Here is a 25,547-nt window from a genome sequence, read left to right as displayed (position 1 = left end):
CAGGGAGATCTGATGCGCCAATCGACGAAACAGCGATACTGACCGATGACTCCATGAACTAAGCAAATGCGGATCAAAGCTTAAATAATTTAATCATAATGTGTCGTGAGCGATTGGAAAGTTTAAGGAGGAAAAGTGAAAATGATAAATAAAAAGGAAGCCATCTTAGAGAACATGATCCAAACGTTTGAACGTTTGAGCAGTAACAGTCCTTTGGTGAGTTTTTCTCGTAATGAAAACTGCGCAAGAATCGAAACGGAGTTGCCCTTAACGATTTTCAATCGCGTATTCGATTATAAAGCACCTAATAACGATAAGATCGATGCGACCGGGCAGGTGAAATCCATTATCGATTCGTATCGAGAACGTGGTGTAAAATGCGTCTGGCATACATATTCCCATACGCAGGACGAAATCGTTACCGAAACACTGAAATCTAACGGATTCATACTGGGCGGTACCATGTCCGGTATGGCGGTTCACCTTGAAGTAAAAGTGATTAACCAATCTAATGTGCCAGGATTGAGAATCGTAACCGTTCATACGGATGAAGAGCTTGAGATGTTCAAACGAGTGTTTGTGGCAGAATATGGTCTGCCGGACGAATTGGCCAATGCATTTACCGAAGTATTTGCATATGATCCGGAAGGACAAATGAAGTATTTTCTGGCTTATTTGAATGACGTACCGGTAGGAACGGCCATGACGTTCAGCACAGGCGAAGTGACAGGCATATATACGGTTGCAACATTAAAGGAATTCCGTACAAGAGGTGTCGGCGGCGCGCTTGTAGGTCATGCTTTGCACGACATGCAAGTCGCGGGAGCAACGTTAGCCATTTTACAGGCTAGTTCCATGGGACAGACCATTTACCGCAAACATGGATTTGAGGAAGAGCTGACCATAAATTTATTCGTATGAGGAACATGAAGGATTGCAACTCTAAAGCATTGAAGCTTGAGAATTTCCCTAAAGAGAAGAGTTCCTGTTTTTTGGAGGGTAATAATAAAAACCATCATCTTACTACGGTGATGGTTTTTATTACAGCTGTGATTCCGTGTGTGAATCCGTGTCAACGATCATTTTCGAACATTCTTTATACATCAAGTATCGCTATGGAAGCATCTGCTACTTGATGCAGCCTCTTTTTATCCGTGAATGTTCGAGCTAATACTCTTAATCCAATCATTGTAGTCTGCAAACTAGCTGCAAGTATTTTTGTATCCTTATCACTCTGAATCTCACCAGACTGCTGACCTTTTTGAATGAGACTTACCAGAATTTTCTCCTCGTTATTAAAACCTTCGTTTGTCATTTCACGAACCTCCGGATCCCTCAGACCCAGTTCGGTCGCAGAATTCACAAATAAGCAGCCTAACGGACGATCGTCGTTCACTTCAATCAAATAATCAAAGATGAAGCGTATGGCTTGTTTCGCCGTACGACCGCGACTTACTTCTGCCTTAATCGTTGCGTTAGTTTGTATATCGTACTGTTCCATCGTCTTTACAAAGAGGCTATGCTTATCGCCAAAAGTATCATACAGGCTTCTGCGATGTATACCCATATGCGTAACAAGGTCCTGAAGAGAGGTTTTTTCATAACCCTTTTCCCAGAATAAATGCATTGCCTTTAGAAGGACTTCTCTTTCATCAAATTCTTTACTTCTTGTCATCGTTTTCACCTCTTTAGAATGATTTTATCATACGAGAATAATCGGTAAAAGATAAATCATGAACAAATTTCATGCAATTTATTTCTGATTAATCCTTTCAAGCCAAACGAATCAAGGTTTAAGAAAGTGAAAATTTTAAAATTTTGTAAACTTAGAATGACTAACCGGAAGAAATTATGAAATATTAAGTTTGCATTAGATACGTTGACAAAACGTTGAAGGAGTTCTTACTATGAGAATGATTGATCTCATTACTGCGCAGGTGAAAAATGGACAACAAAGAGAAGACCGGGAGTAATAATGGGTAACAAAGCTAAGCAGGTGTGATGCGCCTGAAGTCTGACAATAATAATACGTCGTTTTCCTTACCTACATTAATTCCATCTTGGCAGGAGTGAGGAACCCCAGAATCATTATCGGGTAATCATATTTATAAGTGAGGGATAAACAATGACTGCTGAGAAGATCAAGCAAAACATGATTAATATTATGGGACAAATGTCAAATAACAGCCCCCGTATCGATCTGGAACGGACACAGCAGGTAATCCGGAACGAATCGGATATCTCTCATCCTCTGTACAACCGCGTCATTGCTTATGAAGGAATGCTGTCAGGAAACGCCTTGGACGATATTGGGAGGGTGGCGGATTATTACCGTGCACGTTCGGTCCCATTCACCTGGCTGACCTGGTCTCAGGACGACAATGTCGCCGATTTGACGCAGGCGCTGGAGGCGATCGGGCTGAAAAAGGTCGACGATATGTCCGGCATGTCGATGTCCCTGACCGATTGGACATACGATGCACCCGCGATACCGGGCCTCGTTATTGAACCGATCCGAACTCCGTCGGAAATGAACTGGTTTAAGGATATCGTACTGCCTGTGTTTGATTTGAAGGAAGTGGCAGGCGATGTCTTCGTGCAGGTCTGCGAAGCTGCGGCTTTCTGCGAGAACGCACTATTCCGGCATTATGTCGGCTTTATGGACGGCGAGCCCGCTGCTGCGGTGACTGCGTTCCACGACGGGGAGACGATCGGCATCTACAACGTGGCCACGTTGGAAGCCTATCGGCGTAGAGGCCTCGGCAGCGCATTGACGGCGCATGCTGTGCTCGAAGGACAGGCTGCCGGCGGACAGCTTGCCGTTCTGCAGTCGAGCAACATGGGGAAAGGCGTGTATCAGTCGATCGGATTTAGCGACAATATTGTGATTGGTGTCTACTTGGGGTAACATATTTCGGCGCTCAACCGGACATTCACTCAAGTAGAAGAGAGATTGATTGAGCCAAAGAACTCAATTAATTAGTACATTTATTTGATACCAACTTATTGCACTAACCAAGAACAATAGTTCAAAACATCACGACAGTAGCTGGAGATTGAAATTGAACTGCACCACAATTGTTAGACACGACTAACAATTGTGGTGCGGTTTTTTTGCCTTATTACATTATAGAATTTGATGGTTTTGAAAAAAACTATACAGCTTACTCCAAGGCATATAAACTAGACGTACTACTATATGAACGACAATGGGACGTCTCCAAATGAGGCAGTTATCAATTTCAATAACTCATCCCCTGAAACGAAGCATGTCAATAAATCGTTATACAGAATAAATGAAGATACGGAGGTGTTCTGATGGATTTGCTGAAAGGCATTGGAAAGCTGGCGGGCGATTTCACAGGCAGAGTACTTGGAGGTACGGTGCGTGTTGCCGGGGAACTCGTTCATAGTGATTACATTAAAGAGATCGGTAATGATGTGGAAAGAGTAACGGCAAAGACAGGTGAACTAGCAGGTCAAGCAGCGAGTGGTGTATGGGATGTTGGCGCCGGTTTAATATCGGCGGATAAACGGCAGGCGAAGAACGGATTTGATGATCTTGGAGATGCGGTCACGACTACGGTTAGAGGTGCTGGCCAAGGAATCGAATACGTAGTCGAAAGCGGAAAAGATGTTGTGACGGGCCTTAAGGAGAACGATAAGCAACTGATTAAAGATGGCGCCAAGAAACTTGGTAAAGCAGCTGCTGTATCCATCATTGCTGTCGGTGTAATCGATATAGTCGATGGTCCGGACGGAATGGATACGTCAGAGACAACCTAATAACTTAATGAAAATCAAAACGGCAGCTGACGGCTGCCGCTTTTTTTTATGTAATCGAAAAAGCCGTGCCCATAAACTGCTCGAGTTATTAAAACTAAACGGCAAAATAGTTACAATATGTGGTAAAATAGTAGGATGGAAATTACGATAGAATAGGGGAGGCACATCATGAATCTAAGACTGGGACTGGAGCCGCGGGAGTTTGTGGCCTTCGCCGAGGCTGCGACCGTAGTGGGCGCATCGAAGGAGGATGTACATGAGTAAATGGATGCTCGGCTTGAACTTCGTTTCGGCGCTCGGGTCCGGTTTGATCGCGGGCATTTTCTTCGCCTTTTCGGCCTTCGTTATGGTCTCGCTGGCCCGCATCCCATCGGAGAAGGGCATCACCGCGATGCAATCAATTAATGCCACGATTTTGAGGACGCTGTTCAGCTTTGTATTTATGGGGACAGCCCTGTTCACGGTGCTGCTTGGTATTGGCTCGTTCTTAAAGCTTGGCGCGCCTGGTACTTTCTACGTTCTGACAGGCAGCCTGCTCTATTTTATCGGCTCCTTCCTGGTGACGATCTTCTTCAATGTTCCGCTCAACGACGCGCTGGCAGCCGTAAATCCCGAAAGCTCCGAAGGTGCGAGGGTCTGGCAGAATTATTTGTCCCGCTGGACGGTCTGGAATCACGTACGGACGATTGCTTCTCTGGCGTCCATGGCTTGCTTTGTCCTCGCGATGAGCAAATAAACGAACAGGAAGCGATAGTTAAATAAATAGAAGGTAGATGTTTATAAATTTTTATAATGGTTAGACTATAAAAATAACTATCGATTGTGTTTAACTGATATTCATGACTAAACTGTGAAAGTCGGACCGTTTGAAGGTGCTGACAAAGAATATACATTAGATCAACGATAAATAAACCGCCAGGGCATTGTGCCCTGGCGGTTTTACTTATGCCCGAGCGGCTCCGGTATCCTTAGACGAAATAACTTTAAACGTATGGCCTTTCCAACGATAGGTGGACTATAAAAGCGGCTTGCTGTTCGTGGAGGAATGAATGCCAGCTGATCGTCGGATCTGAGTCAAGACAAGTGGCTACTGTAGAAATAAGTTTCTGGACATGGAGCGAACAGGGACTCGGGTTAAATTCCAGAAAATAAGGGAAAAATAGTGGGGCTTTACGATTTTAAGCCTATGGAGTGTGACCTTCCTTGTTCGACTTTTTTCACAAACATGAGACCTTAACAGCCGTTGAATGGGCTATGCGTGCCGTCGTAGGCTATTTCTTTCTGCTCATCGTAACCAAGTTGCTCGGGCAGCGTTCCATCTCCCAGCTGAGATTTCTGGACTTCATTATTGCGCTCATACTTGGCAACATTATTGCCCACCCTCTTTCCGACGAAGGATTGTCGCTCACAGGCTCCATGATCACCACGATTGTTCTTGTAATCCTATACATGATCACTTCATGGCTCGGTTTAAAATGGAACTTCCTGAAGCATTATCTCGACCCAGCCCCGATGAAGCTGATTCAGCACGGCAAGATTATCATGAAAAATTTAGGCAAAGCCCGCATTTCGGTCGATCACCTTTTCTCGGAGCTGCGCAAGCAGCAAATTGAAGATATCCAGAAAGTTGCGCTTGCCCTCTGGGAGCCGGGAGGAACGATCTCCTTCTTCCTTGAGACTCAGTATCAAACCGTCACGCCGAAAGACTTGAAGATCCCGATCTCCCCATTCTCGTTGGTCAAGCCCATTGTCGTGGAAGGAACCACGAACAGCGCAATGTTAATGGAGCAGGGGAAAAATGAAGCATGGCTGGCGATGCAGATTCAACAAGCAAATCTGGATATCAAGGATGTTGTACTGGCGACCATCGACGATCAGCAACAACTGCGCATATATACCGAATCGGATACGAACGGACAAAACGAGCTGCCTCCTAGTTGAGGAGAGCTCGTTTTTTTGTCTTTGAGCGACTCCAAGACCCGCCAGAGCAGAGAGTCTGCGCAGGCGGGTCTTATCTAGTCGCAATGTTGACCGCGCTTGCTAGTATCGGGACTACAGCTTAATCGGGCGTGGTTTTTGCTTGCCGCTGCCGTGCGGCAGAGCGTTATCAACAGAGGGCTTCGCTTGCCCACCTGCAAGTGTAGCGTTGACCTCTCCGCCCAGAATGACAATATTGGAGCTGATGTACAGCCAGATCAGCAGGATGATAATGCCGCCAATGCTTCCGTACGTTTTGGAATAGTTGCCAAAGTTGTTAATATAGAACTGAAACAGCAACGAGGATGCAATCCAGCCAAAGGTCGCAAACAGGGCTCCCGGAACGGCTGCTTTGAAACGAATTTTGCAGTTGGGTACAATCCAGTAGAGCAGCGAAAAAACAACAATCATGAACGAAATGGGAAAGACGTATTTCAATGTGCCCCAGATAAGTCCGAAGCCTACCGGGGAATCAAACCAATCAAATAGAAATTCACCGATCACCTCTCCAAAAATAAGCAATACTATCGCCAGCAAAATGGCAAGGGCTAACACAACGGTCGCCGCAAGCGAGATCGCTCTCACTTTCCAGAACGGGCGGTTTTCTTCGACATCATAGGCTTTATTAACGCCCTTAATGACCGCATTGACACCATTTGACGCTGACCAGAGTGTAGCGATCATACCGATCGATAGCAGCGTACCCCTGCTGTTGTTCGTTACCTCCTGCAGAATATTTTGAACCGCTTCACCCGTTTGCTCCGGCAGGAGACGAATAAGCTCAGCGACGACACTGTCTCCTGACAACCGGACAAAACTCATCAAGCTCACCACAAAAATAAGAAACGGAAAAAACGACAAAATAAAATAATACGTAAGCTGCGCCCCTAGAGCAGGAACATCATCATCACGAAAACGGCTGTACAGATTTTTGGAAAATGGAAGAATCTTTGAAACTCGGTTCATTGCCCTCACTCCTCTTATTTAGAAGGTAAACAGGAGAAGCCTACCTTTAAACAGGAACTGGCATCAAAAACTTGGCTCAATTCACATGGGGAAGTAGTCAAGGTTTCTCCAAGCGCTTGCTTTTTCATCTGTCCATCCATATATTGTATTTATAGATAAATAAACTTTGTTTACAGGAGAAGAGAATAAGATGACATCCAAAACAACAGCGGCTTTGTTCAAGCCTTTTACAGAAGGTCAACTGAAGCTGGAAAATCGTATTGTCATGGCCCCTATGACCCGCGCCTTCTCGCCGAATGGCGTACCAGGTCCAGAAGTGGCAGGATATTACCGCCGGAGGGCGGAAAATGCCGTCGGCCTTATCATCACTGAAGGAACCGTCATTAATCATCCGGCTGCTGCTGCTGACCACGGCATACCTCATTTTTATGGGGAGGAAGCCCTGCAAGGATGGTCGCGTGTCGTCCAGGAAGTGCATCAAGCCGGTGGCAAAATTGCTCCGCAGATCTGGCATACCGGTACAGCCCGCGAGCGGAAAAAATTCCCGGATTCTAATGTCGATCCGATCGGGCCGTCGGGTCTGAGCTTAACCGGCGAGAAGGTATCTGAGCCGTTGACTGTCGAGGAGATTAGCGATCTTGTACAGGCTTATGCCGAGGCCGCAGCAAACGCGAAGCGTATCGGGTTTGATGCGGTAGAGATCCACGGTGCACACGGCTACCTCATTGACCAGTTTTTCTGGGACGTCACCAACAAGCGCACGGATAAGTATGGCGGCGACTTAGTTGGCCGTACCAGATTCGCGGTGGAGGTTATCGAGGCGGTGCGAGCAGCGGTTGGCCCCGACTTCCCAATTATCTTCCGCTTCTCTCAATGGAAACCGGTTAATTACAACGCCAAACTCGCAGCGAATCCCGAGGAGCTGGAGCAATTCCTCGCACCGCTGTCTGCCGCAGGCGTCGATATCTTCCATGCTTCCACGCGCCGCTTCTGGGAGCCTGAGTTCGAGGGATCAGACCTTAACCTGGCCGGCTGGACACGCAAACTGACCGGGAAGCCGACTATTACCGTCGGTTCCGTCGGCCTTGACTCTGTCTTCACTAGTCTGTTCGAGGAGGGCAAGGGCGGGCAATCTGCCGGCATCGATAACCTATTAGAGCGTTTGGAGCGCGGAGAATTCGACCTCGTTGCCGTCGGTCGTGCATTGCTGACTGACCCGGCCTGGGCGGCCAAGATCCGCGATGAGCGCACGGATGAGTTGCAGCCGTTCACGCGGGAGGCACTTGCTACGCTGAGCTGAACCTGGATTTGTCGGACGACAAGAACATATCTACAACCAAAGTCGCGTAAACCGCGACTTTTTTTATGTATACAAAGGGGACGCCTCTTTACTTATTAGAAACAATTTTGAAATCACTTTTCACTGCTAATGTCATGCTATGATAGGCTTGCAGTAAAGGAATACGACAATCGGATCAAAAGAGGTGTCATATGAAGGCTATCCTTAATCCTTGGTTGAAACTCAGAGAGGGAATTCACCAAGAAGACTATGACTTGATTAACAGACTCCAAGAACGGTGCATCCGCGAAGATCAGACGACGCTGAAGCTTGAGTTGGACTACAAGCTTGGCGCATATTCAGGAACAGACTGCGCGGGGATCCGCCAAATCAATGAATTCATGTACTTTGATGGACATGAGTTGATTGGCTATATCGGTATTTGTGAATTCGGCGGCGCAGATACACCGCTTGAAGTGAACGGCATGGTGCATCCAGAATACAGGCGCCAAGGAGTTTTTGGGACATTAAGCAGGCTGGTTATGGCAGAGTGGAGGCGCAGATCTCCCAAAAGTATGCTTCTCTTAAACGATCGGAAGTCAGTAATCGGGCAAACATTCATTCAAGGAACCGGAGCAAGGTACCATCATTCGGAGCATGAGATGTATCTTCAGAAGAATCGATCGGAGATACATAATGACTTAGAGGGCATTGTATTTCGGAAGGCGACAAATGCCGACGCGTGGGAGATTCACCGGCAGAATGCGATATATTTTGGTGGCAAACCGGGGGAAGAGACGACAAGTGATCTTATGGAAGGGATGATCCTGCCCGAGGAGGAAGAAAAGAGGGGTATGACCATCTATCTTGCAGAAGTTGACAATCAGGTTATCGGGAAAGTCCATATCCAACTGTCCCCCGGCATCGGGGGCATCTATGGTCTAGGCGTTTTGCCCGAGTATCGTGGTAAGGGATATGGAAGAGCGATAATCTTGAAAGCGATAGAGAAGTTAAAGGAAGCGAACGCAGGAGACATTATGCTGCAAGTGGCCGTTGAGAACGCCAATGCACTCATGCTTTATCAATCTTGCGGTTTTGTGGAGACCTCGACGATGGATTATTATGAGCTGAATTGACCCTGACCTCCCAAATGCATTTATATATTCCTTGACGGGAATATTCCATTAGTGGTATATTTTCTCCATAACCAATGAACGATCCAATAGGAGGGAAAACAAAGTGAATCAGGAAGTTACGGCCTACATTGAAAATCTGCCAAATTGGCAGGGTGATATTAGTTCGACCCTGCGGGACATGATTCTTGAGACGATTCCAGAAGCCGAAGAAAAAATCCAGTACAAGAAACCGCATTTTCTGAAAAATGGACATTATGCAGCGGTTATTTCGCCTTCAAAGGATGCCATTGCGTTCATGATCATGAATGCAAACGGCATCGATTTTCCGAAGGGATTCGAAGGACCAGCCGAGCGTAAGTGGATCAAATTGCGGGAAGGGGACACTCCGGATCTTACCCTGTTGTCTGGTCTTCTGAAGCAAACCTCCAGCACTCTGTAACAGTAATCACCGAGGTGAGCCAATGAATACGACAACTTCGCGGAACCCTTAACGGAATGGATAAATGGCTCGGATCGTTTCGAGGCATGTGGATAAAACGTTTTAACCGTTCCGATTATCTCATTCGCTTAAAAATACAAGTTTGTCCCTAAATCCCAAGGAGGTAATCTAATGAGCAACCCACAAGGACTTTTATTGAAACGTGAGTTTAACGCACCTCGTGAACTGGTATTTAAGGTGTGGACCGATCCGACGCATTTTGGCAATTGGTGGGGACCAAAGGGTTTCTCGCTTGAAGTGAGAAAGATGGACGTCCGTCCAGGCGGTATGTTCCTTGGCTGCCAGAAGTCTCCAGATGGGCAGCACGCCATGTGGGGCAAGTTCGTTTACCAGGAAGTGCAGCCGCCGGAGAAACTGGTATGGGTTCAATCCTTTTCCGATGAAGAAGGGAACACCGTACGCGCACCGTTTAATCCGAACTGGCCGCTTGAGATTCTGAATATTCTAACGCTTGAAGAGAACGAAGGAACGACGGTTTTGACTCTAGAAGGCGGACCACTCAATGCCTCTACTGAGGAACAGGAAGCATTCGACGCGATGGCACCGATGGTTGCACAAGGGTTCGAAGGCACGTTCGAGCAACTTGCCAATTACCTGGCTAGTCAACAGTAAGCAGAAACAAATCGGTGAGACGGAAGCCTCGGGGGAATTACTCCGAGGCATTTTCATTTGCTGCTATCATATTGCTGGAAGGCTTACTTTTTACATCGACAGGACGGCGATCAGCTAGTTTGGAACATAAATAAAATTAATAATCAACTAAGACCGAAAACTCCGATTAAAGATATCTCCTTTATTGATGTTAGAGAGAAACATAAATATAATTATGAAAAAGTATTTGAATTGAAAGACTTTCCTCAAATTTTGGTGTTTGAAAACAAAGAAATAGTGTTACGGACAAAAAATCCAAACGAACTCTATGTGTTCTACTATGATAAATTGAAGAACTAACGGTTTGAAAGAGGGCCTAGCCATGGGAATTAGGAATTATCTAATCGAAGGCATTTCAGGTACTGGCAAAACTACGGTCTGCAAAGAATTACAGCGGCGCGGCTACCATGCCATTAATGGTGATCGTGAATTGGCTTATCAAGGCGATCCAGAAACGGGTACACGGACGGATGGCGTCACGCATGAGCACCACATATGGCATATAGATAAAGTAAAAGCTTTGGTCGCCAGCCAGGATGAGCCGGTAACCTTTTTCTGCGGTGGTTCTAGGAACTTTTCGAAATTCATAGACCTATTTGACGGCGTGTTTGTCCTCGAGGTCGACCTTGACACATTAAACCGGCGGCTTGACAAGCGGCCGGAAGATGAGTGGGGCGGCAAGAAAACGGAACGGGAACTCATTAAGCGCTTGCACAAGACGAAAGAAGACATTCCGAAAAACGGAATGATTATCGACGCTACCGCACCGATCGCGTACGTCGTTGACGAGATCGTCCGTCAATGCGAAGGAAATAAACGCCAACGATAGTAGCGAACATACGGCGCTGATAGAAAACTTTGAATGAAAGCGAAATGGCGTGCCAATCGGCACGCCATTTCTTTGTTAATACCAAAAAATTCAGTGTTTATTTGCCGAGCAAGCCGGAACATCCAGCTGTCCTGCACCTTAACTATCTTGCTCACTCCAACTCCGGTAGATGCGGCGCACCTCACGGAACGACTGCTTCGGCTTGCGGTATTCGTTGACCAGCCCTTTGTTGTTGAAGCTGCGCGCACGGTCGCGGAAATGCCTGCCGTTGCTCTTCAGATCGCCGCGAATATCGGCAAACTGCCAGATATAGGTACCGCCGATTTTCGGATCGTCTCGGAATATGCCAAGTGCTTCGGTGACGATATGCGCCTGATAGTCTTCGCTGAACAACCGGGGCTCCCAGCCGACATCTCCGAATATCCCTGCACCGCCGAACTCGGTCATGAGTACCGGCTTGTCCCCAGCCCCCAATAATTCCGCCCTTGCGTGGAATTGCTGCAGCATGTTCTTAAATCCATCAACCTGTCCTTCGTACCAGCCATAATACTTATTGATGCCGATGACATCAAACAACGGCAGCAGCACATCCTCGAGCGGATGCATAGTGGCGTAGGTGATCAATCTGCTTGTATCGAGTGACTTAACCAGCTCAACCATTCTTTTGGTCATCTCATAAGCATCTTGCGTTCTCGAGTCTATCTCATTATGAACGGACCAGAATACAACGGAAGGGTGATGCTGATGCATGACAACCATCTCTTCCATCATCGTAAGCGCACGCTCCTGGAAAAGAGGTTCGCACACGGTCTCATTTGGCAGCATAGCTCCCCAAATCGGAATCTCGCTCCAGAAGATGATCCCGTTCTCATCAAGCAGGTCCAGCCAATAGGGACTTTGAGGATAGTGGGAGCCTCGAACGGTGTTACAGCCCATCTCAAGAATAATATCCAGATCCTTCTGCATGAGCTTGGGAGGGAAGGCAAAGCCCCATTCCGGATGCTCCTCATGACGGTTAATTCCTCTCAGATAGACCGGTGAACCATTGATATGGATGCGATGATGGCCTGTTTCAATCTTGCGGAATCCGATCCGCTCTATCTTGTCATCTTGTTCAATACAGGCCCTGAACGAATATAACTCAGGCTTACCAACATCCCACAGCCGGACATTCTTTCTATGAAGGTTCACTTCATAATTCGTCGATTGACCTGCCCCAACCTGAATTTGCCCGGAATAAATCTCTTGATCTTCATCTGTCAAAGTGAAGGCGGTGGTTAAATCCGTTTGCGAAAGGGAACTAATCCGCACTTGTACCTTCATGTCCACATCTGCTCCGGCTAGTTCATAGCCAATTGTAAACTTGTCTATATATAAATCAGGCAAAAACTGAAGCTCAACCGAGCGGATAATTCCTCCGTAATGGAACCAGTCGACATGCTCAGTCGGGATAGTCAAACGGTCCAGCTTGCTGTCTGTCCGGACAACCAGCTCATGATCTCCTTTCGATAAGGACGGAATAATAATTGCAAACGGAGTATAACCGCCGTAATGATAACCTAGATGTTGACCGTCGAGATAAACATCAGCATGACCTAATATGGCGTGAAAAATAATCCGGGCATGCTGCGTATCTTCTGTCCGCATCGTTTTCTTGTACCATGCGACACCTTCGTAATCGAATAAATGAAGCTCATTATTCCAGCAGGAAGGAACGTAGAGAGATTTCTCAGCATGTGGAAATCGCTCAAACCACTTATTCCGCAGGCCCGTATTTTCCGGATCCCTCACAAAGTCCCATGGTCCGTCCAACAGCGTTGTTTTACGAATCTGATGCTCCTGAAAAGTCCTGATCATGTAGATCCTCCTTAGGTTCATAGCCCGTTTGGTAATCGTCTGATAATATATGGATAATATAGCATGATGATTAGAGCATCTGAATGGAAGAATCCGATAAACACATGTATAATTCGAGCCTGTTTAGACTAGCAGACCTTAGGAGGATTACGGCCTTGGAAGACATAAGCCATGCAACCAAACATCTTGTTCTCCACATTCATTTCATCATAGATAAATTAACGTATCCCGGCTGGAAGGATATCCGCAATCTGGTTAATGTTCATAGCTTCTATTGGATTCATGAGGGGGAAGGGACATTCCTGACGAATACCGAGCATAAAGTGCAATCAGGGATGCTGGCCTATTTAAGGCCGGGACTGGAGATGTCCATGCGTTCGGAGCCGCATGCGCCGCTTCGGATGACGATGGTGCTTTTTGATTGCGCAGAGCTTGCTTATGATGCCGTATGGAAGGATGTTTCCCCGGTCAGCAAACTGAACTTTCCTTTCTTAAGTCAATATGGTCAGGAGCAGGCGGAGGAGCTTGATGTCTTGTTCAAGGGGATTTACGAGAGTTGGATCGCAAGAATGGCAGCGGGTCCCAGCGTCCCGGAATCGCAATTGCAGCTTCTGCTTAACCGGTTGCATCACTTAGAGATACCGGATTGGAATGTGGAAGAATCGGGAGCATTTGCGTCCTTTGAGAAGATCAAGCAAACGCTGGAGAGCCGTTATATAGAGAATTTGCGGATTGAACGTTTAGCGCAGGAATATACCATTTCTCCATCTTATCTGCGAAAGATGTTTCTCAAGTATACGGGGATGGGACCAAAAGAATATTTGAACCATATCCGCAACCAGCAAGCTTGCGGTTATCTCGTGTTTACGGATTATCCAATTAATCAAATTGCCAAACTATGCGGCTATTACGAGGAATATCATTTCAGCAAAATGTTCAAACAGCAGAATGGCCTGTCTCCTAGCAGCTATAGGGAGAAAAAGAGGGCGGAGAGCATCAGTGTAACGGATTAGCAGTCCTCTTGCAAAGCAACATTTAGATATATGTAAGCGTCTAATTTGTGTCTGAGATATTTTTCCAATAGAGGAGCTAAACGATGAGATTTAAAATGATGATGCTAATGATAACCTTAACAGTGCTCCTCACCGCATGTATGAATCAAGACAATGTGGAACAAACGAATATAAATGTTGATACAGAGACAGCAGAAATTAATAAGGAAGATCATTCAGTCAGAGCGATGGCAGCACATCAAGACGGTCAACTGATTATTCAACCTAAGAATCATGCGAGTGTTGCAACGCTTGGTGCTCCAAGCTGTTATGGTCTTGAATCGGATATCAGCTGGACAGGTGATTATGAAGCGATCTGGAAGCCGGCATCCGACAGGTCCACCAGTAAGGTCATGACATTCCCAAGCGATCTGGAGATCATTCAGCCAACGGATGCGGTGGTTAATCTGCAGATGATGACCATCGGGGATACTGATTTTTACACCTACTATCCACGGTATACCGATTGTCATGCATTAGATATTTATTTCTTCGGAGTGAAGAGCGGAGAGGCCTTCCCGATCTCGCTTGAACTAGAGGATGGGAAGCGTTTTACCGGCTTTGTACAGCATCCGCATTACCCGCTCCAGGTCGTTGACAATGAATTGGTCATCACGGGGGGAGAAGGTGCCGGGCAGGAGTTTATCCATGTGTATCATTTCAATTATGATGCCGGGCAGCAAGCATTTGTTCTGCAAAAGACGGATAATGTGACGCGGGAAGACCTCATGAAACAAACCGTTGATCCGTCAGGGGACATCCTGCAATGAATGGTAATCCATGACTTTCTATTAAAATCGGTAACGGGACGACGGAGGTGCTCGAGATGCGCATATTATCTATTTTGATTCTTGTAGTTTTGATCTTAACCGGATGTTCTACTAACTCAGATCAGACTTTTCCTGACAACAACAAGAAGTCTGAAGCTGCTGAGTTAACATTGACGCCAGTGGATATGTTTGAAGGAGAAGCAGCGAAATTCAAACCTTTTCTAGGTGCAATGTCCGGTGCTTTTAAATTATCCTATAAGGGCAGCCGGCCAAATGCCTGGCTGGATATTGATATTTGGAAGGAAGGCAAGAAAGTTAAGGATTCGACGGGGTCGGTAGGAGATCTATTTTTTAGTTCGGGAGAAGAGAAGTCTAGCGGCGAGGTCGAAATAATGATCTCTGTTGAATCTATATCTGCCGAAGAGAAAGAGAGCAGCCGGTTGATAAAAGTGAATCTGGTGCATGATTCCGGAACAAGTCTATCTACATTGACGATTCCTTGGGATCCAAAGCTGTCGATGCAAGGACTCATTCAGAATAGCGAAGCTCAGACCTTCACGGCGAGTGAACCTGTTCATGTCTTTGCCGTACAGGCTGCAAGCGTGAATCAGATGTCTACCGCGGATCTTACCAATGAGTCATTAAGCAAAACGGAGTATGCGCTTGTATTTACTTTGCGGTTCGAGGATTAAAGTTATACGTCAAATTTAAGAAAGCGGCCCTATTATAACGGCCGTTTTTTTATTGTAAATATTTGTCGAGAAAAAAATTACGGGAAACTGCAATTTTTTCTCCTTTTGTTACGTCTATTAAGGAGAAGGGACGATTTGAATCCGTATTTCCAAGCAGGAATTTTTTATGCACTGAAAATATTTGCTTATAGCATTTGTATGGTTGCTAGATTTATAATGGGCTTTCATCGTATGGGGATGAAGTCCGCATAGAAAGGATGGAAATTGTGAAAAAGTTTTTTGGTATTTTAGGCTTCTTTATTATCATTTGGACTATTATTTCAGGTGTTTTTATGTTTTATACAGATCCCGGGCATCAGCTTCGAGCAATGGCAGCAGAGAGCATTTTATCGTCACAGCATCGCCAGTGGGCGAAGTATACGTTCTTGCCACAAAAAGAATTGGATGCCATGTTAGAAAATATAAATAATCCGAATTATGAGAATAGTGCGTCAGGCAAAGATGATCTAGACGATCTGGTGAACGTGAAAACGGATAAGGATTTATATGTGCATGTGGAGTCGATTGAGAGTAATTCGAATCCGACGCGCTATTATAAAGGGAAAATCATTACGATTTCCAACCCGAAACGGGTGAAGCTTGTCAGTTCACAGCTGAGTGATCACGGGGAACAAATCTTCGTGATAGCAAAGCGTGCAAAAGCTCTTGCCGCAATTAACGCGAGCGGCTTTGTCGACTTGAACGGCCATGGCAATGGTGGAGCTTCTACGGGCGTGGTTATTGAAGACGGAACGATTAAAAGCAAGAATAAGAACACCAAAGAGTTTGTTGCCGGCATTACTAAAGAAGGCGTGATGATTACCGGTAAGTACAGCGCGAATGAGTTAGTTAATCTCGGGGTACAATATGCAGCAGGGTTTAAACCTCAACTCATCGTAAACGGTCAAAAGATGGTCGAAGGTGACGGCGGATGGGGATGGGGTCCGCGTACGGCAATTGGCCAGAAGGCAGACGGCAGCATTATATTCGTTGTTATTGACGGCCGGCAAACCCGTTCCGTAGGAGCAAGCATTAAAGAAGTGCAGGATTTACTATATGAACGCGGAGCCATTAATGCCATGTGCATGGATGGCGGCTCGTCTTCTTCGATGTATTTTAACGGCGAGAACATTACGACTCCTTCTTCCCGCAATAATATCCCTCGTTACTTGCCGAATATTTGGGCTTTGATTCCTGAAGCCGGTGATGTCCTTCATGTTGATGTGAACGGAAAAGAAGTAACCTCGTTTGATGGCCTTTAATATAAAATAATTAGTTGACCTCCTGATGAAATGTTAACAAACATTCATTAGGAGGTCTTTTTGTTATGTCATATTCACTCTCTTCCGAAATACAGATAGAAGGATGGCTAATGGAGCAGGAAATATCAATCTGTCGTGGAGTTTAATAGAATTTCTTATGAAATGCGAGGTAGACCATGGCAACCATTACAGAAGCTTATGTCGATAGTTTGGCCCCAAATGCCGGTGCCATTAAGAATGGCCGGGAATTGGTGAAGAAAAATAGCTTTCCGCTGCTCCATGAAACCGATGATGGAACTCTATTATTCGGGGAATGCAAGGGAAGCGGCAAGGATCCTTACCGATGCTCGGTGGATTTTGCAACAGAAGGTAATCCGGTATTCCGATGCTCTTGTCCCAGCAGGCAATTTCCCTGCAAACATACGCTAGGGCTCCTGTATGCACGCGCATTAGGTAAAGCTTTTACAACAGCTGCGATCCCGCAGGAAATTGCGGATAAGCGGGATAAAGCAGAGAAGCGTGAAGAGAAGAAGAAGGATGCCGCAGCGGAGCCTGATGATTCGGCAAAGCCGAAACGCAAGGTGAATAAATCCGCACTTGTCAAGAAAATCGCTGTGCAGCTTGACGGTCTTGGCATCCTCGAGAAGCTTGTGCTGCAGCTGACGCAATCCGGTCTTGGGAGCGTGGACAAAAAGACGCTGCAGATGCTCGAGGAGCAGGATAAGCAACTGGGCAACCACTACATACCCGGGGCTCAAGCTGGCCTCAGGGCGTTCGTCATAATCATGCAGCCGGAGAAAGACAGAGAGACGGTTTACTCGGCAGCGATGGAGCAGCTTCTTGCTTTGAAAGCTTTAACCAAGAAAGGCAAAGCCTATCTGGAACAGCGTGCAGCGGATCCGGATTCGCCGATGGACATAGACACAAACCTGGAAGAGCTGCTAGGCCATGCTTGGCAGCTGGCGGAGCTGCGGGAGCATGGGCGCGTTCAGAAGGATGCGAAGCTGCTTCAGCTGGCTTTCATGTCCTACACGGATGAGGCCCGCGGTGAATTTGCGGATACGGGCTGGTGGATTGATCTGAATAGCGGCCATATTCGAGTGACCCGCCATCTGAGGCCGTTCCGCGCGGCACGAGCGATGCGGGAGGAAGATACGTTCCAAGCTGTCGTTAAGACCGAGGAGCTGTTTATCTATCCCGGAGACCTTAATCAAAGAGTGCGTTGGGAGAATGCGACATTCCGGGAGCCTGGAGCAACTGATTACGCAGCAATTAAATTACTGGCCGCAGCATCTTTTCCCGATGTGATTAAACAGGTAAAGAACGTGATCAAGAATCCTTTGGCAGACAAAAATCCCGTTATGCTTGTTGCCTTCCAATCGATAGAGCAATTCGACGAAAAGGTTATCCTTCGGGACGCATCAGGCAAACAGCTGCAGCTCGAGGATTTTGAAGAGAACGGAAGGCAGACGACAACCCTTCTTTCTCTGCTTAGGGAGGAAGAGCTGAAGAATCAAGCCGCACTAGTCATGTTCCGTCATCATCTGGACGACAACCATCTAAGCGCACAATTAATGAGTATAGTTACGGGCAGCCGAATCATTCGGCTGCTGTATTAGAGGAGAAGCGATATGAGCGTAGATATCTTATTTAATCTGCAGGAGGAAACGCGGCGCCTGTTTATTGCAGGGAGCGCGATGGCTGCAGGCGATCTGCGGATGACGAAGCTGCTGCCTTCTATCCAGAAGTTAGGCGAATCTTCACCAGTGTTCAAGCGTCTGTCTGGAGCCGTTGAAGAACTGCTCCATGCAGATCGCGAGGAGAGCGCCGTGAAGCTGCTGGAGCTTTCCACTCTTCTTGGCGCCATTCTCTATACCCAGGGCAAAACAGAGACAGCCGGGGAGTCCATTCCCATTCAAGGCAGTGGAGTTGAACTCCGGACGGAAAGTACATACCGAAAGCTGCATCCGTTTATTGAAGCGTTAACGACCAAAGGCCAAGGTCGCCTGGAGCAGATTCGAGCCTCGTTTGAAGACGGAAGCTTTCTGGACCTGCGTGCTCTTCCTGCTGTCTGCTCGGCGCTTGATGACAGCTACTCGGAGATCCCGGACTTTGTTCAGACCAAGCTGATTCCCGCTTTTGGAAGGGATGCGGTACCCGTCTTACAGAAGCAGCTTAATCTGCAAGGCGGCAAGGGAGACGGACGGAGGCTGCTTCTCCTTCATCAACAGCTCGGCAGCTCAATTATTGAATTCGTTAAGAAAGCTGCCAACAGCGGGTCTCCGGAGGTTAAGATCGCAGCAATCACCATTTTGGGCGAATATCCCGAGCAGGAATCCTTATTGCAGGAGCTTAGTTTGGAAAAACGCAAGGAGGTCCGTTTAGCCGCTTTCTTCTCCCTCGCCAAACTTGGAACAAGCGCTGCAATGCAGAGGCTGTATGAAGCGGCTACATCGAAGGACCGCGAGATTGCGGTTGAGCCGGTTCAGAAGGGTGCATCTTCGGCGTTATTTAGCCGTCTGATCCAGTTTGGCAGCGAAGCATTGGAGCGTTATTCCGTTCAGGAAGGAAAGGCGAGAACGGAATCCGTTGAACAGATCGCGACAGTTATTCGCTGTCTGGAGGGATCGGGCAGACAAATGGCAGAAGAAGCCTGCTCTTTCTTAAGAAAGCTCTTAACGACCAAATCCTTCCTCGTGCAAGAAACGGAGAACGTTCAGGAATCCGCAGCTGCGCTGCTGCTTGAGCTGGATTTGCCGGAGGCAGATCAATTCGCGGTTGAGCTGAGTGACAACAACAAGGGAACATTCATTCGATACGGATTCCGCGCGGCATCCAAGCTCATGTCGCCTGAGGAAGTGTATATCCGGTTCTCGGATGTTCTCGGCAACGGAAAATCCAGAGCGGCGAAGCAGCTGCTGTCCGCTGTCCTGGAACTGGCAGCAGAACAATCCCGCGCGGATGGAGAGCATGACGGCTATGGTGCCGTTCCGGAAGAGCTATGGGATACAAGATGGATTGGGCAGTTTATCCGATTGGAACAGACAGAGCTGGTATGTCTTTTTGCGCAGCGAGCCAAACGCGAAATTACCGGTTATTTATCCGCCAAATTACAAGCAGCCCGGTTGAACGACTGGAATGCGCTTGAGATTCTGCTGACTTTGTTCCGGATCCGTTACAAGAATGCTCCAGAATTGTACATGGAGCTTCTGGAGAAAAGCTCCGTTCGCAGCATGTATTATTTGAGCTGGCAGCATACCCATTTGCTTGCTTTTATGCCAAAAGCCTATACAGAACGTCTCCGTGCCTTTGCGGAAAAAGTGACTTACGAATCCGTTCGCAATCAGATTCTTGCCATTATTGATGCATTGGAAGAGAAGCCGGATGAGTTGAACGAAGAGAGCGGAAGGAGCATTTTGAAATGGATAAAAAACAAGATGTCTTGAGAATGCCAGCCGAGAAGCTATATGCGAGCGAGCTCGAGGCGTTGAAGGAAGCTGATAAGGATCAAAGACCTGCAGGCTGGCAATTATCGCCTAAGGCGATTCTGACCTTCATAACGGGAGGGCAGGCCGGAAATACGGTTATTACCCCCAAATATATCGGTAACAGAAGGCTTGTTGAAATGGCGATTGCAACCTTGCTGACAGATCGGGCTTTGCTTCTGATTGGTGAACCGGGCACGGCCAAATCCTGGCTGTCGGAAAATTTGACCGCTGCCATACATGGCGATTCCTCCAAAGTCATTCAAGGAACCGCAGGCACTAGTGAAGAGCATGTTCGTTATTCCTGGAACTATGCAATGCTTCTTGCTCAAGGGCCAACGGAGCAGGCACTTATTCGAAGTCCGATCTTCCGGGCAATGGAAAGCGGCGGCATTGCACGTTTCGAGGAGATTTCCCGCTGTGCTTCGGAGGTACAGGATGCTCTTATCTCCATTTTGTCGGAGAAGACGATTGCGATCCCTGAGTTGAACCGGGAGGCGGCGGCTGAGCGCGGATTCTCCATCATCGCAACGGCGAATACGCGTGACCGCGGCGTTAACGAGATGTCCGCAGCGCTGAAGCGCCGGTTCAATATCATTGTTCTCCCGGCACCGTCCAGCATCGATACGGAGATTGACATTGTCCGCCGGCGCGTGGAAGAGATATCCTCCAGCTATCAGCTGCGGGCAACTCTACCGGATGAAGAAACCGTGAGGAAGGTTGTAACGATCTTCCGGGAGCTCAGAAGCGGGCTGACGCTGGACGGCAAGGAAAAAGTGAAGGCGCCTACCGGCGTAATCTCTACGGCTGAAGCTATCTCGCTGTTAACCGGAAGTATGGCACTGGCTGGAAGCTTCGGCGACGGAAGGGTCAGCGATGAGGATGTCGCGGCTGGCTTGCAGGGAGCAATCGTCAAGGATGAGGAAAAAGACCGGGCGGCATGGAAGGAATATTTGGAGAACGTAATGAAAAAACGGGGGGCCTCATGGCGAAGTCTGTACGGCGCATGCGCGGAGATCAATGGGTGAACGGGGCACGGGAACCGCATTTTTTTGGCATTAGGCATTTGTCGCCGGCCGGCGCCTATCATTTGCTCGCACTATTGGATGAAATTAAGCCTACTGCCGTGTTGATTGAAGGTCCAAGTGATGCCGTGGAGCTTGCGAATCAGCTCGTATCGCCTGGCATTATACCACCGGTCGCGCTGCTTGCTTATACGGAGCAGCTGCCGGTTAGAACCGTTTTGTATCCGTTCGCCGATTATTCTCCGGAATATCAGGCGCTTCGATGGGCGGGCCAAAACGACAGGCATGTCGATCTGATTGATCTGCCAACGGAGATCACGCTTGCCCTGATTGAGCCGAGAAGAATAGCATCAGCTTCTGATAATTCCGAAGAGAAACTGCCTGATTTGTACTCCCGTATTGCGGAGCTTTCCGGAGAGCCGGATTACGAGGCGTACTGGGAACGATATTTCGAGCACTCCTTGGAGCCGGGAACTTATCGCGGTGCGATTGCCCGATATTCCTCGGAAATGCGGGCACTGACCGAGGATGAGGAACTTCGGTTAGCTCCGCATCAGTCGGCTTACAATGAAATTCGCGAAGCCTATATGCGACGCAAGATCCGTGACACTATCGCTGCGGGGCATTTGCCCGAGAACATCGTGGTTATTACAGGTGCGCATCATACTTCTGCTTTATCGGGCGAGCTGCCTGTTATGTCGGATAAAGAACTGGCGCTATTGCCGCGGGTACGGACAAGAATGACGTTAATGCCGTATTCGTATTACAAGCTGTCCTCCCATTCCGGTTATGGGGCGGGGAATGAGGCTCCTGCTTATTTCGAACTGCTCTGGCAGTGCATGAGGCATGGAGAGCCTGAACGGCTTGCATCCTTATATTTATCCACGGTTGCGGCACGGATGCGCGAGCAGGGAACCTGGCGTTCCACCGCATCTGTAATTGAAGCAGTAAGGCTTGCTGAAGCCTTAGCTTCCATGCATGATGGCTTGCGGCCAACCTGGAAGGATCTGCGAGATTCGGCTACCATTCTGTTTGGGCATGGGGAGTACGCGGTTGTAGCGGAGGCTCTTGCGAAGACGGATATCGGTACGGCTATCGGCCATTTGCCTGAAGGCGTCAGCCAGACACCCGTGCAGGATGATCTGAACAGGGAGCTCAAGAGGCTGAAGCTTGAGAAATATAAAACGCTTGTTGCAGCTGACCTGGAACTGGATCTAAGGGAGAACCGGCGTGTCAAATCGGAGGAAGCCGCATTCCTCGACCTGAACAGATCCGTCTTGCTTCATCGGCTTTCCGCACTTGGCGTCCGGTTCGCCCGCAAGCAGCATGCGCGTCAGGCAGATGCAACCTGGGCGGAGCATTGGGTACTCCAGTGGTCGCCGGAAGCGGAGATCGAGATTGTGGAATCAACGCTCAAAGGGGAGACGATCGAGCTTGCCGCTGCTTATGTCATTCATGAAGAGCTGCTTGCTTGTACGGATATATCGGAGGCTGCGAAAATGATTCGCCGTGCGGGCAACTGCGGACTTCCTCAAGTGGCCGGCCAAGCTGTCACCGCCCTCCAGCGTCTGGCTGTTGATACCGGGAGTATGGCACAGATTGCGGATACCGTCCGTGAATTATCCGTTTTGCTGCAGTACGGCTCTGTTCGCCGGATGGATACAGAGGCTTTGCTGCCCATTATGAAGCAGCTTTTCCTTCGCGGCTGTCTGATGCTGGTTGATGCTTCAGGCTGCAATGATGATGCGGCTGCCGAGATCGTTACCGCCATCCATGCTATGAATGCCGTTGCGCAAGAGCATTACAACGAAGTAGATGAGCAGCTCTGGGTAACCAAGCTGAAGGAGCTTGCTGCCCGTGACGACCGGAATGCCAAGCTGTCCGGTTATGCCTTCTCGATTGTGCTGGAACGCAACGAGGCTGGTGAAGAGGACTGCGCGCGGGAGGTCGCGCGGCGGCTGTCACCCGGAATACCGGCCGACTTAGGAGCAGGATGGTTTGAAGGACTATCCTTGCGCAATCGATATGCGCTTTTATCCAGGAATTATTTGTGGCGGCATCTGGATTCTTATATTCAAACATTGGAGCTTGAGCAATTCAAGCGATCGCTTGTTTTCCTGCGCAGATCATTCGCGAATTTCGAGCCCCGGGAGAAAGCGTCAATCGCCGAACTATTGGGAGATCTGTGGGGGACTGGAGCGGATGCAACTGGCGAGGAGCTGCAGCGTTCGCTCAATGAGGAAGAGAAGGAGATGCTGGATGAACTTAATGACTTTGATTTTGGAGATATATAGCTTATGACAACGATGGATCCGGAACTGGTAAAGAGGTGGCGCCTGATCCTGGGAGCTGCTGCGGAAGAAAAGCTGCAAGCCGCAAGCGGATCACCTGGAAAAACAGGAATGCTTGATCAGGAGAACTTGCTGATGGACGAAGCGTTGGCCGCGATCTATGACGGTACATCAGGCATAGGAGGGGGAGCAGGAGCGCCGGGAGCTGGCGCGGGTCCAAGATCTGCCGGACTTGGTGCTTCCTCTCCGAAGCTGGCGAAATGGCTGGGAGACGTGCGTTCATTTTTCCCTTCGGATATTGTATCGGTTATCCAAGCGGATGCCGTTCAGCGCAAAGGATTAACAAAGCTGTTATTCGAACCGGAGCTGCTCTCCCAGGTGAAGCCGGATATCGGAATGGTAGCAACGCTGATGTCGCTTCGCGGGCAAATTCCGGAACGGACCAAAGAGACGGCTCGTACACTGGTTCGGGAAGTAGTGGATGAGATTGTCCGGCGGCTGGCCAGCGATCTTACCCGAGCTGTTACAGGCGCACTGAACAAAAGGAAGCATTCACCGCTGCCTTCCTTGTCAGGGATGGATTGGAATAAGACGATTCGCAGCAATTTGAAAAACTATGACACGGAGCGCAAGCTGCTTATTCCGGAAAGAGTCTATTTCTTCGACCGGGTACGAAAAAGCAAGGAATGGACGGTCATTCTGGATATCGACCAGAGCGGTTCGATGGCTAATTCGGTTATATACGCCTCGATAGTAGGCTCCATCTTCGCGAGCATGCCTTCATTGGATACTCATGTTGTGGCTTTTGATACAGAAGTAGTGGACTTAAGCGAGGCATGCGAGAACGATCCGGTGGATTTGCTCTTTGGCATTCAACTAGGAGGCGGTACCGACATTAACAAGTCTATTGCTTATTGCGAGCAGTTTGTTGCAGAACCGAAGAAGACGATTTTCCTGCTCGTATCGGATCTGTATGAGGGTGGAAACCGTACGGAAATGATTCGCAGATTAAGAGATATGCATGAATCCGGCGTCCGCTCGATCTGCCTGCTGGCCCTTTCGGATGACGGAGTTCCGTCGTATGACGAAGATGTAGCGCGAAAGCTCTCGCAATACGGCATTCCATGCTTCGGCTGCTCGCCGGATAAGCTGCCGGAGTTAATCGAAGGCGCTTTGAAGGGGATGGACCTCCAGCAGCTGGCTGACCGTTTGAAACAAGTCAAAAGTTAAGCATCAGGTAGAAGTCCTCCGCAACGAGGGCTTCTTAGTTATGTTCCTTTTTCAATTATCAGAATGATTGAAGGCTGCCATAGATTTCTTTCCATAATGGAATGCCTTCATTAGTGTTATGCTTAAACGAAAAGGAGTGATGAGCAATGACTAACCATCCGGTTGCGCAGCTTGAACAATGGATAAGGGTTATACCAAATAAATTGAAGGCTTTTCCCGAGGAAAGTATGGTTCATCCCCGTGCGGTTGGCAAATGGTCTAATCTTCAAATTCTTGGCCATCTCTGTGATTCCGCAATTAATAATCTGACGCGGTTCATTCAAGTTCAGTACGCTCCGGAACCCATGCACATCATTCCCTATGATCAGGATAAATGGGTTGCGGCACAACGCTACTCCGATGTAACTGTGGAAGAAGTGATAAGTCTATGGGTTAGCCTGAATCATTCTCTGGTCCGGGTTCTCACTAGCTTGCCTGCAGATCTGCCTGCATCTAGAGCGATTATTCTTCCAAGTGGAGAGCAGCAATCGGTAGAATGGTTAATAACGGATTATGTAGAGCATATGAAGCATCATTTGAATCAGATTTATGCCGAGCTGGTCGAGTAAAAATAGATGAATTAATCCAGGCTGCCGCTTATTGCGGCAGCTTTATTTATGTTTTCTCTAGGAGTGATGTTACTTATGATAACATGATAATTCCCGTGAATGTGCATCATGCA

The 25,547-nt window shown here is 48.0% G+C and carries 23 protein-coding genes; 20 read left to right on the top strand and 3 right to left on the bottom strand.

What is annotated here, in order from left to right:
• Window positions 1-141 precede the first annotated feature (141 nt).
• Window positions 142-921: a GNAT family N-acetyltransferase gene (locus tag BM200_RS06315; RefSeq protein WP_091182705.1), complete on the top strand. Its 780-nt coding sequence runs from the start codon at window positions 142-144 to the stop codon at window positions 919-921.
• 175 nt (window positions 922-1,096) lie between these two features.
• Here the strand turns inward: BM200_RS06315 and BM200_RS06310 are convergent, their stop codons facing one another.
• On the bottom strand, window positions 1,097-1,675 hold the full coding sequence (locus tag BM200_RS06310; RefSeq protein ID WP_091182704.1) for a TetR/AcrR family transcriptional regulator: 579 nt from the start codon (window positions 1,673-1,675) through the stop codon (window positions 1,097-1,099).
• 450 nt (window positions 1,676-2,125) lie between these two features.
• Between BM200_RS06310 and BM200_RS06305 the strand changes: the two genes are divergently transcribed.
• The 4 genes from BM200_RS06305 to BM200_RS06290 all read left to right on the top strand — a co-directional run bounded on the left by BM200_RS06305 (window position 2,126) and on the right by BM200_RS06290 (window position 5,727).
• Window positions 2,126-2,908, top strand: coding sequence for a GNAT family N-acetyltransferase (locus BM200_RS06305; protein WP_091182701.1), 783 nt, complete (start codon window positions 2,126-2,128; stop codon window positions 2,906-2,908).
• A gap of 410 nt (window positions 2,909-3,318) precedes the next feature.
• Window positions 3,319-3,786, top strand: coding sequence for a hypothetical protein (locus BM200_RS06300; RefSeq protein WP_091182700.1), 468 nt, complete (start codon window positions 3,319-3,321; stop codon window positions 3,784-3,786).
• 256 nt (window positions 3,787-4,042) lie between these two features.
• Window positions 4,043-4,522: an anthrone oxygenase family protein gene (locus BM200_RS06295; protein WP_091182697.1), complete on the top strand. Its 480-nt coding sequence runs from the start codon at window positions 4,043-4,045 to the stop codon at window positions 4,520-4,522.
• Between the two features lie 467 nt (window positions 4,523-4,989).
• Window positions 4,990-5,727: a DUF421 domain-containing protein gene (locus BM200_RS06290; RefSeq protein WP_245772912.1), complete on the top strand. Its 738-nt coding sequence runs from the start codon at window positions 4,990-4,992 to the stop codon at window positions 5,725-5,727.
• A 111-nt stretch (window positions 5,728-5,838) separates the two neighbouring features.
• Here BM200_RS06290 and BM200_RS06285 read toward each other — a convergent pair whose 3' ends face one another.
• Entirely contained in the window at window positions 5,839-6,729 is an 891-nt protein-coding gene (locus BM200_RS06285; RefSeq protein ID WP_091182693.1) for a YihY/virulence factor BrkB family protein, read from the bottom strand.
• 190 nt (window positions 6,730-6,919) lie between these two features.
• On the opposite strand from BM200_RS06285, the gene BM200_RS06280 reads away from it, so the two are divergent.
• The 5 genes from BM200_RS06280 to BM200_RS06255 all read left to right on the top strand — a co-directional run bounded on the left by BM200_RS06280 (window position 6,920) and on the right by BM200_RS06255 (window position 11,123).
• A complete protein-coding gene (locus tag BM200_RS06280; RefSeq protein ID WP_091182690.1) occupies window positions 6,920-8,029 on the top strand; it encodes an NADH:flavin oxidoreductase in 1,110 nt (369 codons plus the stop codon).
• 254 nt (window positions 8,030-8,283) lie between these two features.
• Window positions 8,284-9,144, top strand: coding sequence for a GNAT family N-acetyltransferase (locus BM200_RS06275; protein ID WP_245772911.1), 861 nt, complete (start codon window positions 8,284-8,286; stop codon window positions 9,142-9,144).
• Between the two features lie 103 nt (window positions 9,145-9,247).
• The gene (locus BM200_RS06270; RefSeq protein WP_091182686.1) at window positions 9,248-9,583 is read left to right on the top strand and encodes a DUF1801 domain-containing protein; all 336 of its coding nucleotides are present in this window, start codon (window positions 9,248-9,250) and stop codon (window positions 9,581-9,583) included.
• A gap of 171 nt (window positions 9,584-9,754) precedes the next feature.
• A complete protein-coding gene (locus tag BM200_RS06265) occupies window positions 9,755-10,255 on the top strand; it encodes an SRPBCC family protein (protein WP_091182683.1) in 501 nt (166 codons plus the stop codon).
• Window positions 10,256-10,616: 361 nt separating this feature from the next.
• The gene (locus BM200_RS06255) at window positions 10,617-11,123 is read left to right on the top strand and encodes an AAA family ATPase (RefSeq protein WP_091182678.1); all 507 of its coding nucleotides are present in this window, start codon (window positions 10,617-10,619) and stop codon (window positions 11,121-11,123) included.
• Window positions 11,124-11,261: 138 nt separating this feature from the next.
• Here the strand turns inward: BM200_RS06255 and BM200_RS06250 are convergent, their stop codons facing one another.
• The gene (locus tag BM200_RS06250; RefSeq protein WP_091182676.1) at window positions 11,262-12,980 is read right to left on the bottom strand and encodes a glycoside hydrolase family 2 protein; all 1,719 of its coding nucleotides are present in this window, start codon (window positions 12,978-12,980) and stop codon (window positions 11,262-11,264) included.
• Between the two features lie 155 nt (window positions 12,981-13,135).
• On the opposite strand from BM200_RS06250, the gene BM200_RS06245 reads away from it, so the two are divergent.
• From BM200_RS06245 to BM200_RS06200, 10 genes are all read left to right on the top strand, one after another.
• The gene (locus BM200_RS06245; protein ID WP_175532754.1) at window positions 13,136-13,993 is read left to right on the top strand and encodes a helix-turn-helix transcriptional regulator; all 858 of its coding nucleotides are present in this window, start codon (window positions 13,136-13,138) and stop codon (window positions 13,991-13,993) included.
• Window positions 13,994-14,076: 83 nt separating this feature from the next.
• Window positions 14,077-14,802, top strand: coding sequence for a hypothetical protein (locus tag BM200_RS06240; protein ID WP_091182671.1), 726 nt, complete (start codon window positions 14,077-14,079; stop codon window positions 14,800-14,802).
• 56 nt (window positions 14,803-14,858) lie between these two features.
• Window positions 14,859-15,494 carry a hypothetical protein gene (locus BM200_RS06235; protein ID WP_091182668.1) on the top strand — a complete coding sequence of 212 codons (636 nt, stop codon included), beginning with the start codon at window positions 14,859-14,861 and terminating at the stop codon, window positions 15,492-15,494.
• A gap of 257 nt (window positions 15,495-15,751) precedes the next feature.
• On the top strand, window positions 15,752-16,795 hold the full coding sequence (locus BM200_RS06230; RefSeq protein ID WP_091182666.1) for a phosphodiester glycosidase family protein: 1,044 nt from the start codon (window positions 15,752-15,754) through the stop codon (window positions 16,793-16,795).
• A 176-nt stretch (window positions 16,796-16,971) separates the two neighbouring features.
• Window positions 16,972-18,414: an SWIM zinc finger family protein gene (locus BM200_RS06225; RefSeq protein WP_091182664.1), complete on the top strand. Its 1,443-nt coding sequence runs from the start codon at window positions 16,972-16,974 to the stop codon at window positions 18,412-18,414.
• 12 nt (window positions 18,415-18,426) lie between these two features.
• Entirely contained in the window at window positions 18,427-20,241 is a 1,815-nt protein-coding gene (locus BM200_RS06220; protein WP_091182662.1) for a HEAT repeat domain-containing protein, read from the top strand.
• The gene (locus tag BM200_RS06215; RefSeq protein ID WP_091182660.1) at window positions 20,217-21,308 is read left to right on the top strand and encodes an ATP-binding protein; all 1,092 of its coding nucleotides are present in this window, start codon (window positions 20,217-20,219) and stop codon (window positions 21,306-21,308) included. Before BM200_RS06220 ends, BM200_RS06215 begins: the two co-directional genes overlap by 25 nt.
• Window positions 21,266-23,599 (top strand): DUF5682 family protein, encoded by a 2,334-nt coding sequence (locus tag BM200_RS06210; RefSeq protein ID WP_245772910.1) that lies wholly within the window; start codon window positions 21,266-21,268, stop codon window positions 23,597-23,599. Before BM200_RS06215 ends, BM200_RS06210 begins: the two co-directional genes overlap by 43 nt.
• Window positions 23,600-23,602: 3 nt before the next feature.
• Window positions 23,603-24,826: a VWA domain-containing protein gene (locus BM200_RS06205; protein WP_091182654.1), complete on the top strand. Its 1,224-nt coding sequence runs from the start codon at window positions 23,603-23,605 to the stop codon at window positions 24,824-24,826.
• A gap of 146 nt (window positions 24,827-24,972) precedes the next feature.
• On the top strand, window positions 24,973-25,434 hold the full coding sequence (locus BM200_RS06200) for a DinB family protein (protein ID WP_091182652.1): 462 nt from the start codon (window positions 24,973-24,975) through the stop codon (window positions 25,432-25,434).
• Window positions 25,435-25,547 lie beyond the last annotated feature (113 nt).

This window comes from Paenibacillus catalpae (assembly GCF_900112695.1).
GTDB classification, from domain to species: domain Bacteria; phylum Bacillota; class Bacilli; order Paenibacillales; family Paenibacillaceae; genus Pristimantibacillus; species Pristimantibacillus catalpae.
Note: the sequence above shows the minus strand (reverse complement) of the source record. Positions and strands in the feature narration are given on the sequence as shown.